The organism is Rosenbergiella metrosideri (assembly GCF_022602565.1).
Lineage (GTDB): Bacteria > Pseudomonadota > Gammaproteobacteria > Enterobacterales > Enterobacteriaceae > Rosenbergiella > Rosenbergiella metrosideri.
Genome location: NZ_JALBCV010000020.1, coordinates 1 through 12,983, shown reverse-complemented (window position 1 = coordinate 12,983; position 12,983 = coordinate 1). Strand labels below are relative to the sequence as shown.

General features: G+C 47.7%; 9 protein-coding genes and 2 pseudogenes. 7 read left to right on the top strand and 4 right to left on the bottom strand.

Annotation, left to right across the window (positions count from 1 at the left end):
• Positions 1 to 3: 3 nt before the first annotated feature.
• Both viaA and ravA read right to left on the bottom strand, forming a co-directional pair.
• Positions 4 to 1,464 carry an ATPase RavA stimulator ViaA gene (gene viaA / locus MKR94_RS14880; RefSeq protein WP_241647653.1) on the bottom strand — a complete coding sequence of 487 codons (1,461 nt, stop codon included), beginning with the start codon at positions 1,462 to 1,464 and terminating at the stop codon, positions 4 to 6.
• Positions 1,461 to 2,957: an ATPase RavA gene (gene ravA, locus MKR94_RS14875; RefSeq protein WP_241647652.1), complete on the bottom strand. Its 1,497-nt coding sequence runs from the start codon at positions 2,955 to 2,957 to the stop codon at positions 1,461 to 1,463. The genes viaA and ravA overlap by 4 nt, the downstream gene beginning before the upstream one ends.
• Before the next feature lie 202 nt (positions 2,958 to 3,159).
• On the opposite strand from ravA, the gene kup reads away from it, so the two are divergent.
• Positions 3,160 to 5,028 carry a low affinity potassium transporter Kup gene (gene kup / locus MKR94_RS14870; protein WP_241647651.1) on the top strand — a complete coding sequence of 623 codons (1,869 nt, stop codon included), beginning with the start codon at positions 3,160 to 3,162 and terminating at the stop codon, positions 5,026 to 5,028.
• Between the two features lie 44 nt (positions 5,029 to 5,072).
• Here kup and MKR94_RS14865 read toward each other — a convergent pair whose 3' ends face one another.
• Entirely contained in the window at positions 5,073 to 5,948 is an 876-nt protein-coding gene (locus MKR94_RS14865; RefSeq protein WP_241647650.1) for a LysR family transcriptional regulator, read from the bottom strand.
• 98 nt (positions 5,949 to 6,046) lie between these two features.
• On the opposite strand from MKR94_RS14865, the gene budA reads away from it, so the two are divergent.
• The 6 genes and pseudogenes from budA to MKR94_RS14835 all read left to right on the top strand — a co-directional run bounded on the left by budA (position 6,047) and on the right by MKR94_RS14835 (position 11,322).
• Positions 6,047 to 6,829, top strand: coding sequence for an acetolactate decarboxylase (budA, locus tag MKR94_RS14860; protein WP_422047536.1), 783 nt, complete (start codon positions 6,047 to 6,049; stop codon positions 6,827 to 6,829).
• 12 nt (positions 6,830 to 6,841) lie between these two features.
• Positions 6,842 to 8,521, top strand: a complete 1,680-nt coding sequence (gene alsS / locus MKR94_RS14855) for an acetolactate synthase AlsS (RefSeq protein WP_241647649.1) — start codon at positions 6,842 to 6,844, stop codon at positions 8,519 to 8,521.
• Positions 8,522 to 8,534: 13 nt separating this feature from the next.
• Complete coding sequence (locus tag MKR94_RS14850; protein WP_241647648.1) at positions 8,535 to 9,308, top strand: (S)-acetoin forming diacetyl reductase; 774 nt, start codon at positions 8,535 to 8,537, stop codon at positions 9,306 to 9,308.
• Positions 9,309 to 9,568: 260 nt separating this feature from the next.
• Positions 9,569 to 9,997 (top strand): annotated as a pseudogene (locus MKR94_RS14845) (substrate-binding domain-containing protein); the annotation flags it as partial.
• Positions 9,998 to 10,043: 46 nt separating this feature from the next.
• Positions 10,044 to 10,964, top strand: a complete 921-nt coding sequence (gene rbsK, locus MKR94_RS14840) for a ribokinase (RefSeq protein ID WP_241647685.1) — start codon at positions 10,044 to 10,046, stop codon at positions 10,962 to 10,964.
• 107 nt (positions 10,965 to 11,071) lie between these two features.
• Positions 11,072 to 11,322 (top strand): annotated as a pseudogene (locus MKR94_RS14835) (substrate-binding domain-containing protein).
• Here the strand turns inward: MKR94_RS14835 and MKR94_RS14830 are convergent.
• On the bottom strand, positions 11,319 to 12,713 hold the full coding sequence (locus MKR94_RS14830; RefSeq protein WP_241647647.1) for a DHA2 family efflux MFS transporter permease subunit: 1,395 nt from the start codon (positions 12,711 to 12,713) through the stop codon (positions 11,319 to 11,321). The pseudogene MKR94_RS14835 and the gene MKR94_RS14830 sit on opposite strands and share 4 nt — an antisense overlap.
• Positions 12,714 to 12,983 lie beyond the last annotated feature (270 nt).

The window sequence follows — 12,983 nt, the reverse complement described above, 5'->3', positions numbered from 1 at the left end:
TATTTAGCGCCGAACGTAGCGTTTTAACCGGCTTTTTAATCCTGTATCAAAAGACCAGATAAAATCAAAAATAGAGGTCAACCGAGGCTTTCCATGATCGGACAGCGTAACGGCATGAAAGCGTTGCTGATGCAGCTGTTGCTGCTGGCGAATCTGCTGCTGGATCTCTTCGCTAACGCGTTGAGCAACAAAATCTGAAATGACCACGACATCGGCTTCCTGCCAGCTATCAGTTTGTAAGAGTTTTACCGCTTCGTGCAGGCAATGGCCGATATCTGTTCCCCCTCTAAAGCGTTGGCTTAAAAAACGGATCAACTGAGGCATGCCACTCTCGGCAGTTAACTCGTATTGTATGATTTCTTGGGTAAACATCATCACAAAGCAACGTCGGTTTTCTTGGAACGCTATCTTGAGCAGTGCGAGGCAAAACGCTTTTGCGCAGCGTTCATTGAAGCCGCCCATAGAGCCAGAGGTGTCTACGCAGACAATAAATGGACCTTTGGGCTGTTGTTCTTTTTCTTGATAGGTGACCGGTCGTTGTTTTGTCACCAGCTGGTGGTCTTCGCCTTGTAGCTGATAGGTAAGAAGCCGCTTTTCGATAAGCTTGCGATAAAACTCGATTTCAAGTTCGTCCAAACTCAATGAGGCCAGCTCCGGTGGCAGAAGGCGTAATACGTCATCACTTTGATGAACACCTTGAACCTCTTCGGGGAAGGCGCTGGTAATCGATTGTAAGTGTTGCTCGACACCAAGTTGAGTTGTGTCTGCGACGATCGCTTTGGACTCTCGGCTGCGCCCCAGCTTTTGTGCTAGTTCAATGAGTTGCGGCTGAGAGCGTAGAAAATGGCTGTATTCGATTAAACGTTCGCTGTCCGCGGTATGCAGCGATGATTTGCTGAGATCCCATAAACGACCATGGCTCATATCTTCATCATCGTTGAGCAGTGGCGCGAGAAATCCGCTCATCGAGAGTTGTTTTTTTAACTCTTCTATTAATTTCTGTTTATGTTGCTCCAGCAGATCGTCATTGAGCGTCAAGGCTTGAAGAGTCAGATTCATTCGCCAACGTTGAATAAAGAGACTGTGCTGGGCAGGTGTTAGCGACTCTCCCGCAGTCTGCTTCAGTAAGCTTTGTGCTTCTTCGTAAAAAGGGGAATTGAGTACTTCAAGCTGCTGACAGGTTTGTTGCAGTTGTTGGGTAAATTGATAATAAGTCAGTCCTAGCGTTTGAGTATAGAAGGCGAACTCTTGCGCTAATGCGTCCGGAACAGGGGTATCTTTAAGTTGCTGTGTAATGGAGGCTTTAATCTGTGGCAACTCGCGTTGTAGCATTTTTTTGAGCTTGGGGCTTTTTTCGAAAAGCAGGACCAATTGTGGCGCCGTGAGCACGGTTGCCAAAAAATCATTCAAATTGATACTGTCATTTAGCGTTAGCAGATTGAGCAATGTATCAAGGGAGATCATTGCTGCGCCTGTTCGATTTGTGCCGCGACCTCTTGGAGGCTAGCCTCGATGTCGGCCAACCATTCATGATTAATAAATAGGCATTGCTGTTGCTGGCGAAAGAGCAGGCGTTGTTGCTGGAGACGGTCATGGAGCTGAGCAAACTGTTTAACAATCTCCTCAGGCATATCGCTACGGACGACTTCATCTTCATAGTTTAAGCGTGTTGCTTGTAAACTGATATCTCTCACCACGAGGCAATCTTGTTCATCGACAGATAAATCGAGAGATTGCGGAAAACCAATACCGTTTAATTTACCCCGTATATCACCGGCTTTTTGTAACCAGTGATGGAGGGCTTCACGCTCAATAACGATATGCGTGACACGCAAATGATGCAGGGTAAGCGGCTGCTGTAAAAGTAAGGTAAAGGTCTCGCCAGTCAGTGTGCTAGGCAACTGGTAATGCGGTTTACGGCTAAACATTGCACTCTGCTTCGTCAGTTTGAAGGCTTGAGTCAGGCTCTGTTCTTGATGAAGTGTTTGCTTACGCACTTGAATTTGCTGCAATGCCAACAACATCGCTTGCTGCTGCCAGGCATGCTGAAGTAAGAGTGTGCGAATCTCTTGCTCAATAAGCGTCCGCGAAGCGGCGTTATGCCATAGACACTCTTTTAATAAAATTAGATCCACAGGCGCAATCGCTTGTCGACCACTGAAAAAGGCGCTGGCCTGTAATAGATGAATTGCTTTTTTCCATCGACGGTCTGAGATATAAGGGGCATCGGCAAGCTGCTGAAGCTGTTGGCGCAGTCGATAGATGAGTTCGAAGACCTCCTCGGGCAGTAATATCTTCGGGATGGCTTGCTGCCATTGGAAATATTCTTCGTCAGTAATGGCGAGGTTATCGTCTTCGAGGGAAAAGTGGTTATCTTCTACTTGTAAAAGCATGCCGTGAAAGTGGCGCTTTTCATTGATGTTGGTGAGCCATAGACGGATCAACATCCTATCATAAAGCGCTTCCAAGCCGCTCTCTTCATCCGGCAATTCATTGGAGGCGCTGATCAATAAGCGCATAGGGATCTTCTGCTCATCCTTACCATTACGAAACCGGCGTTCATTAATCGCGGTTAAGAGGGTATTGAGTATCGCTGGGCCGGCTTTCCAAATCTCATCCAAGAACACCACTTCTGCATCCGGTAAATAGCCTTCGGTGATACGTTGATATCGTCCTTCATCTTTTAAAGCCTGAATAGATAAAGGGCCGAAGACTTCTTCTGGCGTTGAGAAACGCGTCATGAGATATTCGAAGGCAGTTGCCTGTTTAAACGCACTCTTAATACGGCGGGCAATTAAACTCTTCGCTATTCCTGGCGGTCCCATTAGAAAGACACTCTCGCCACTGAGCGCGGCGAGTAGACAAAGACGTATGACATCGTGACGTTCATACAAACCTTTTTCTAATTGATTACTCAGGCGGACAATTCTATCAGCGAGGAGTTGTGCGGGTATCATCAGGCATCCTTAAATCGCAGCTAAGTTCGCTATCTAGCGAGGCGAGCGTAAGTTTTTCTCATTGCACTGTAAATGATTTTTGTCATTAAGTAATAGCATATGTTAATGCATGATAGGTTTTTTACTAAAACTGTGCATACTGTGCGGACTCTATTAATTATCAAGGTTGTTTAAGACTAATCGATCTAAACAGAAAATTTTTATGAACTCAGAGAATAAACAGTCTACAGCGGCGTTGACACTGGCAGCCATAGGTGTCGTTTATGGGGACATTGGGACAAGTCCTCTTTATACGTTGCGAGAATGCCTTTCTGGCGAATTTGGTTTTGGTATCGAACAACAGTCTGTTTTTGGTTTCCTTTCCTTAATTTTTTGGTTGCTGGTGGTGGTGGTCTCGCTGAAATACATCAGCTATGTTATGCGTGCGGATAATGCAGGCGAAGGGGGGATTTTAACCCTTATGTCGCTAGCGGGGAGAAATACCCACGCAACCGCCACGGCGGTGGTGCTGATTCTGGGATTGATTGGCGGCAGTTTCTTCTTCGGTGAGGTGGTGATCACCCCAGCCATGTCGGTGCTTTCCGCGATTGAAGGCTTGGAAATCGCCGCGCCATCACTGGACGTCTTTATTGTACCGATTTCGATAGTGGTGCTGACCTTACTGTTCGTTATTCAGAAACATGGCACCGGACTGGTAGGCAAGCTGTTTGCACCGGTGATGTTGCTATGGTTTATACTGCTCGCGGTCTTTGGGATTAATGGGATCATTAATAATCCGGCGGTCCTGCAAGCATTAAATCCGTGGTATGCCTTACAGTTTTTCCTGCACTATAAGACCATTTCTTTCTTCGCATTAGGCTCGGTGGTGTTAGCGATTACTGGGGTAGAGGCGCTCTACGCCGATATGGGACACTTTGGTAAGCTCCCGATTCGTATCGCTTGGATGCTGGTGGTACTGCCTTCTCTTGTGATGAACTACTTTGGCCAGGGGGCGCTGTTACTCAAACACCCCGAAGCGATTAAAAACCCATTCTTCTTATTAGCCCCTGATTGGGCGCTGATCCCAATGCTAATTCTAGCGACTTTTGCGACGGTTATTGCCTCTCAGGCAGTTATTTCTGGGGTATTTTCATTAACTCGACAAGCGGTACGCTTAGGTTATCTTCCACCGATGCGTATTATTCATACCTCGGAAAATGAGTCAGGGCAGATTTATATACCGGTCGTAAACTGGTTACTCTATACCGCTGTCGTATTAGTTATCGTGAGCTTCAAGCATTCGAGTAACTTAGCCGCTGCCTATGGGATTGCCGTCACCGGTACCATGGTATTAACGACGTTACTTTCCTGTACGGTGGCGAGGAAAAATTGGCACTGGAGCCTGTTTTCGGTCGTTCCCCTTTGTATCTTCTTACTCTGTATCGATGTGCCATTATTTTCGGCAAACTTAGTGAAGATATTATCCGGTGGTTGGTTGCCTCTGACACTGGCATTGGTGATGTTTATTATCATGACGACGTGGAAGAGTGAACGTTTCCGGGCGCTCAGAAAGATGCATGAGCACGGTAATTCACTGGAAGCGATGATCTCTTCTCTAGAGAAACATCCTCCTGTGAGAGTCACAGGAACCGCGGTCTATATGACCAGAGTGAAGAACATCATTCCTTTCGCGTTATTGCACAACCTTAAACATAATAAGGTCCTTCACGAGCGTGTCGTTCTGCTGACTTTACGGACTGAGGATGCACCTTATGTGCATAATGTGCATCGTGTCAGTATTGAGCAGCTCTCACCAACATTTTGGCGAGTTATCGCCAGTTATGGTTGGCGGGAAATCCCTAATATGGAAGATATCTTCCATCGCTGTGGACTGGAAGGCTTGAATTGTCGGATGATGGAGACATCATTCTTTATGTCAAACGAGTCATTAATTCTAGGTAAACGGCCATGGTACCTGCGCTTGCGCGGTAAGTTATTCTTACTGCTACAACGCAATGCCTTGCGGGCACCTGACCAATTTGAGATCCCACCTAACCGGGTTATTCAACTGGGTACCCAAGTGGAAATTTAATGAAGAATAGGCGCATGAGGCGCCTATTTTTTTGTCAAATAACGTTATTCGTTATCATCCCTGACCAAGGCAAGAAGATGCTTGATGATGGGCGAGCGATCCCAACGACGCCATGCCAAGGCTATCTCAGTGGTTAACTGCGGGTCCTCTATTCGCCGATAAGACACGCCGGGCATCGCAATAATGGTGAGCGATTCCGGCACAAAGGTAAACCCAAAGCCGCTGGCGACCATCGTAATCGAGGCAGATATCTGCGGCGCTTGGGTCGCTAACTGCGGCACGACACCCTGATCATGGCAAAAATGGATGATGAGATCATAAAGGCTGGGAGCCAACTCTCTTGGGAATAAAATGAGTGGTAACTCTGCGAGAAGCGTATCGAGAGGAGTATTCGCCTCCTCCTCGCGAACCACTAGATACATCTTTTCTTGCGTCAACGTATGCAGGGTGAACTCTTGGGTTGTTTGGCAAGGTAATCGGACAAAAGCCGCATCTAATGTCCCGTCACGCAAAGATTGCATCAATTGCGACATATTACTTTCCTCTGAGAGCAAGGTCGCTGAAGGATAGCGCGTTTGGAACTTTTTTAACCGCTCAAACAGTATGGGATGAAAAACGCTGGAACAGGCAAAGCCTAAGGTCGCCTTACCATTGATACCTCGGGCAATACCGCGGGTCTTTTCCAGAGCCTGATCGGTCAATAATAATATTTGCTTGGCTTCTTTATAAAAAGCCTCTCCTGCCTCGGTTAATTCCACCCCACTTTTTAAACGAAGAAAAAGTGGCGTACCAATTTCCCTTTCCAAACGGAGAATCTGTTGGCTTAAGGGGGGTTGGGAAATTGACAGCTTTTCAGCCGCACGAGTGAAGTTGCGCGTTTCTGCGACGGCAACAAAATAACGAAGATAACGCAGTTCCATATCGATAACGTCTTAAAGTCGGGCCTTCCCTATATTGGAACTCGATAGCGTGATAGGTCAACATACTTTCTAAGGTTTTTACTTATAGAGAGGAAAGCATGGCTGATCATCTTATTGATTGCGACTGTGCCTCACAACTCGGACAGATGGTTACATTGGCCCATCAACAAGGACCTGAAAAAGTGATTTTTCAAACGTCCTTAATGAGCGCTTTACTGAGTGGGGTGTATGACGGTTCGATGACCGTTGCTGATCTGCTCGAAAAAGGCGATTTTGGCCTGGGGACCTTTAATCATTTAGATGGTGAACTGGTCGCCCTCGATCATCAAATTTACCAACTGAAGTCTGACGGCAGCGCACAACAAGCGCGAGCGGAGCAACAAACCCCCTTTGCCGTAATGACGTTCTTCCAACCAGACTACTGTCTCGAGCTGGACCAGCCCACTTCACGCCAAGCTATTCATCGACTGATCGATCAGCACCTTTCTTCAGACAACCTGTTCTGCGCCCTGCGGATAGAGGGGAGCTTCCAGAAAGCGCAGACCCGTACAGTGCCGGAACAGTGTCGGCCTTACCGACCCATGCAAGAAGCGATAGCTGAGCAACCTATCTTTACCTTTAATCAGAAAACGGGGTCAGTGATTGGTTTTCGCACACCGCAGTATATGCAGGGAATCAACGTTGCCGGATACCACGAACACTTTATCACCGACGATCGGCAAGGGGGCGGCCACCTTCTGGACTACCAATTACTCTCCGGAACCCTGACGTTTGGTGCGATTCATAAGCTGGTGGTGGATTTACCTACCCATCATGAATTTCTTAATGCCGATTTACACCCAGAAGACCTCGATCAAGCGATACGCGCAGTAGAGAGTTAAGTGGAGATAATGATGCGTAACAAAATTCAAGATAAGCAGTGGCAATGCGGTGCAGACCTAGTGGTTGCACAACTTGAAGCACAAGGCGTAAAGCAGATTTTTGGTATTCCTGGCGCTAAAATTGATCGTGTCTTCGATTCTTTAGTCGATTCATCTATAGAGATGATCCCCGTTCGGCACGAGGCAAACGGTGCCTTTATGGCTGCAGCAATTGGCCGCTTAACCGGTAAAGCAGGGGTAACCTTAGTCACCTCAGGTCCGGGATGTTCCAATATTATTACCGGTGTCGCCACCGCGACCAGTGAGGGTGACCCAGTGGTGGCAATAGGCGGCGCGGTTAAACGCTCCGATAGCGCAAAGCAGGTACACCAGAGTATGGATACGGTAGGGATGTTTCGGCCGATCACCAAATACTCGGTAGAAGTCAATTCGGCGGATGCAATCAGCGAAGTGATCACCAATGCCTTCCGTAAAGCTGAGCTGGGACGCCCCGGTGGCACTTTTGTGAGTCTGCCACAAGATATTATTAATGATCCAGTACGCGGCCATACGCTGCCAGTTATCTCATCGATGAAACAAGGGCCAGCGCCCGTTAACGATATTAAAGCCCTCGCGAAACAGATTGAGCAGGCGAAAAATCCGGTAATCTTGCTGGGTCTGATGGCCAGCCAAGCGGATAATGCGCAAGCGCTCAAGCAGTTATTGGATGCCAGCCATATTCCGGTAACGAGCACCTATCAGGCGGCAGGAGCGATTACCGAAGCGCACTTTAGCCGCTTTGCTGGTCGTGTCGGACTATTTAACAATCAAGCTGGCGATAAGTTATTACGGCATGCGGACTTAGTGATCACCATCGGCTATAGCCCTGTAGAATATGAACCGGCGATGTGGAGCGACGGCAATGTTTCCTTGGCCCATATCGATGTCGTGCCTGCCGAACCGGATAATTATTATATTCCGGATATTGAGCTGATTGGCGATATTGCCCAGACCCTCACGCTATTAACTCAATACATCGGCAGTCCGCTGATTCTTAGCCCAGAGACGAGTCTAGTATTAGAAGATAGGCAGTTGCAGCGGCAAATTCTCTCGACGAAAGCCCATCAGTTAAACCAGTTTGCGATACACCCCTTACGTATCGTGCGGGCGATGCAAGACATCATTAATAACGATGTGTCCTTAACGGTTGATATGGGGAGTTTCCACATTTGGATTGCTCGGTATCTTTACAGTTTCCGTGCACGGCAAATCATTATCTCTAATGGACAACAAACCATGGGGGTCGCGCTACCTTGGGCTATCGGTGCCTGGTTGGTTGACCCTTCACGAAAAGTGGTATCGGTCTCGGGAGATGGCGGATTTATGCAATCCAGTATGGAACTGGAGACAGCGGTAAGACTAAAAGCCAACATTTTGCACATAATCTGGGTGGATGATGAGTACAACATGGTGGCGATGCAAGAACAAAAAAAATACCAACGCGTTTCTGGGGTTAAGTTCGGGGCAATCGACTTCAAGGCCTATGCTGAAGCTTTTGGTGCAGCAGGCTTTGCCGTTGAAAGTACCGATCAGCTTGAACCTATTTTAAAACGCGCAATGGATGTGGAGGGGCCTGCAGTCGTAGCAATTCCTGTCGATTATTCCGATAATCCACGGTTAATGGAAGCGCTACATCTAAGTCAAATTATCTAAGAAGGATTACAAGATGAAGCATCGAGTGGCATTAGTGACAGGTGCAGGACAAGGTATTGGTGAAGCGATTGCACTGCGGTTATCCCGTGATGGGTTCGATGTCGCCGTGGTTGATCTCGACGTACAGGCTGCCGCCAGTGTTTGCAAAAAAATTGAGCAAACGGGGGGCAAAGCGTTAGCAATTCAGGCCGATATTGCTGATCGCGCACAGGTGTTTGCCGCGGTTCAGCAAACCCAGCGTACTTTCGGTGGCTTCGATGTCATCGTAAATAATGCTGGGATTGCCCCGTCCACGCCTATTGAGTCGATCACTGAGGATATTGTCGACAAAGTCTATAACATCAATGTGAAGGGCGTTATTTGGGGGATGCAGGCAGCTATCGAGGCCTTTAAGCAGCTCGGCCACGGGGGAAAAATTATTAATGCATCCTCTCAGGCGGGCCACGTGGGCAATCCAGAACTTGCGGTGTACAGTTCCAGTAAGTTTGCCGTGAGAGGGTTAACCCAAACCGCTGCCCGTGATTTGGCTCCGCTAGGGATTACCGTTAACGCCTATTGCCCTGGCATAGTGAAAACGCCGATGTGGCAACGGATTGATAAAGAGATTTCGGCGGCAGCAGGACAACCCGAAGGTTACGGCACGGAGCAGTTCGCAAAACGTATTACCTTGGGACGCTTATCTGAAGCCGACGATGTCGCGGCCTGTGTTTCCTACCTTGCTGGACCTGACTCTAATTATATGACCGGACAATCGCTATTGATCGACGGTGGAATGGTCTTTAGCTAATCCTTGCCCCACTGTCTCATCGAGGCAGTGGGATTCCCTTCCTTACCCTAAGGCTTCGGTTAAAAGCGGATCACCCAAACATTTTTCGAGTAACGAATTACAGCGTTACATCAATTACTTGGTGTGCATCACTGTTTCAGCGAACCGATTCGATGGCTATCACATTTCTCTTATTACTCGATTGAGCAAGCGATTAGGCTTCGTTCATGCTGCTGCCAGCGAAACGTTTCGCTGAGGAGCGAAGTATGAATAAAGGCCATCAAGGGATTGCAGGGACCTCGGCATCGTGTGAGCGAGGAAAAGGATTCGCTGAAGCCGCACAAACGCATCACTTTACGCTTTTAGCGCGACAGCCCACCGATTTTGACCGTATCAAAGGCTTAAATGTCATGCAGAATTTGCTGTAAGCCCATAGTAATGTTCAAGCCGTGTTTGCCGAAAATGACGAAATGGCCGTAGGTGCGTTACGAGCCTTACAGAAGGCTGGAAGAAAAGATGTGTTAGTGGTGGGTTTCGATGGGACGGCAGATGGCATAGCGGCAGTGAAACGAGGAAAAATGGCGGCTACCGTTACTCAATTACCTGAGTAAATTGGTATCACCGGCGTTGAGAATACCGATAAGATTTTAAAAGGTCAGGCGATTCCTAAGGTATTTTCTGTCGATCTCAGCTTAGTCACTCCTCAATAACAATAAACGCGGTACCCGAATGAGGTTCCGCGAACGGACGGCGACAATGCAAGCGAATAAAAAAATGGTGGTGCTTGGCAGTATCAATATCGATCATGTTCTGCAGGTCCCACACTTCCCTAAGCCGGGAGAGACGTTGTCTGGAACACATTACCTGATGAGCTTTGGCGGAAAGGGGGCGAACCAAGCGGTAGCCGCTGGTCGCAGTGGTGCATCAATCGCCTTTATGGCTTGCGTCGGCGACGATGAGGTCGGTCAATTGCTTCGCGAGCAGCTATTGAAAGATAACATCGATATCTCGACGATTGAGGTGGCGGAAGGTGAAGCCACCGGTGTTGCGATGATCTACCTTGATGATCAGGGTGAAAATACCATTGGTATTTACCCCGGTGCAAATGCCTCCCTGACAACAGCCTATGTCGAGAAACATCGGCAAGTGATTACCGCTTGTGATGGGTTATTACTTCAACTTGAGACGCCCTTAGAAAGTGTATTAGCGGCAGCAAAGCTTGCTCATCAACACGATATTTTAACTGTTTTAAACCCAGCTCCGGTGCAACCGCTAAGTGATGAACTGCTATCTCTGATTGATATCATTACACCCAATGAAACCGAAGCTGAAGCCTTGACGGGAATCTCCGTTCAGTCCGATCAGGATGCCGAGCAAGCCGCTCGTTGCTTACACCATAAAGGCATCGATACCGTTATGATTACCTTAGGAAATCGCGGGGTTTGGCTAAGTGTCAACGGCCAGGGACAACGTATTGCGGGGTATGACGTAACGGTAAAAGATACCATTGCAGCGGGGGATACTTTTAATGGGGCTTTTCTCTGTCGCTATCTTGAAACAGCTGATTGGCAGCAAGCAATAGACTTTGCACAAGCGGCGGCGGCCATTGCCGTTTCCCGACAAGGGGCACAAACGTCGATACCTTGGCGTGGTGAGATTATCGATTTTCTAAAATAGTCAGGACAGTATATTGTCCAAGACGATTTAGAATTATCTGGCGGAATGTCGAGTATGTATTAACGCTAACGCCGCGACCGGATGCAGTCTTTGCTTGTAATGATGCGATGGCGGTCGGGGTCTATCAAGCATTATTCCGTGCCGGACTGACTATACCGGATGATGTTGCCGTGATTGGCTATGATGCTATCGCATTATCGGCATACCTTACCCCGCCCTAACCACGATTCATCAACTGAAAGATACTCTCGGCCAAGTCGCTATCGATTTATTACTTCATCGAATCGAAGAGAAAAAAGGGGGGAGTACCCGTTTCTTGGGCATTCCCCCCGAATCGAAGGTTAGAACATCGACCTAGCTTTTTTTTGCCGGTCTTTTGATAAGGTTTTCGCCATCACTCTTCATTAATAATAAGAAGGTGCTGCCAGCGATTACCGTGACAATACCCATGGTAATGAAGGTAGCTTGGAATTGCCCTTCTGTTGTTGTTTGGTACTCCTGCCAAAAGCGTAAAACGGCGGCGCTGACACTGACCCCAAAACTGATGGCTAATTGCTGAGTGACCGCGAGTACGCTGTTACCACCGCTGGCATGTTCATCGGTGAGATCTGCTAAGGTGATGGTATTCATGGACGTAAACTGTGTCGACATTGCCATCCCTATCAAGAATAGGGGCGGCAGTAACCACAGGATAGAGTGTTGCGCAGACTGCAAAGCGAAGCTCATTATCAATAAGCCAATCATGGCGCTAATACCGACTAGCGTTCGGCGATAACCTTGGCGGCGAAGTAACGGAGTGACGGTTGATTTGGCTAAAATTGCCCCTGCTGCAGTGGCTATCATAATAAAGCCAGCGTAAAGCGCGGAATAGCCAAAAGCGACTTGCAGTAATAAAGGAATCAGGAAAGGAATACATCCGGTACCTAGCCGTGAGGCAACGTTTCCCGCAATCCCTACGGAGAAGGTACGGATTCTAAACATCGCAAGGTTAATTAAAGGCGTTTTGTTCTTAACCGCATGCTTTATATACAAAGCGAGAAGTAAAGCGCCTACTACCATTGCCGCTATCGCAACACTCAACGAGACTTGTGCTTCGCCTAACAACTCTACGCCAATTGATAATGCAACGATCGACCCACTAAATAGAAGAAAGCCTAGTGCATCAAATTTCCGCTTTGGTACCGTAAAGTCTGGCATGTATTTACGGGCAAAGAAAATCCCGATCAATGCAATAGGAATGTTAATCAAGAAAATCCAATGCCAGCTGGCGTAGGTCACAAAGAAGCCACCGAGCACGGGTCCCATGACAGGGCCTAATAAGCCAGGCATGGTGACAAAGTTTAATATAGGAAGGAGTTCATTCCGCGGATAAGCACGAAGTAGAGTAAGTCGTGCAACGGGCATCATCATGGCACCGCCGATTCCCTGAACGACACGAGAGACAACCAATAGTCCAAGTGAGTTTGATAAGGCACAAGCGAGAGACCCTAAGGCAAACAAAGTGACGGCACAAATAAAGACCTTTCTCGTTCCACACCGATCGGCGAGCCAACCACTTACCGGAATTAACATTGCGACGGTTAGCGAATAACTAATGATCGTAGATTGCATGGCGAGGGGTGAACGGTGCAGACTTTCGGCAATAGCAGGCAGTGCAGTATTTAAGATAGTGGCATCTAATGCTTGCATAAAGAAAGCCATCGCCGCAATCCAAGGTAATCCGGTGAGGTCGCTGGTGGAACGAACCATTGAGAGGTCCTTTATTTATTGAATTAGTCTGCTAAGTATACGCATCTTGGGCATAGAGGTGAGGCTTAATTAAAGTAATGCTGCCATTTTATTAATGAAGTAAGAGCTAATTGCTGTAAAAAACAGCGCTTTTAATAGGGTTTTGTCTGATATCTGCACGTTTGGTTTGATTTATCACCAGTCAGTAAAAAAGTTTAAATAATCCCTTGCGCTCTGAGCGGAACTCCCTATAATGCGCATCCACTGACACGGCAAAGCGAGATACGCAGC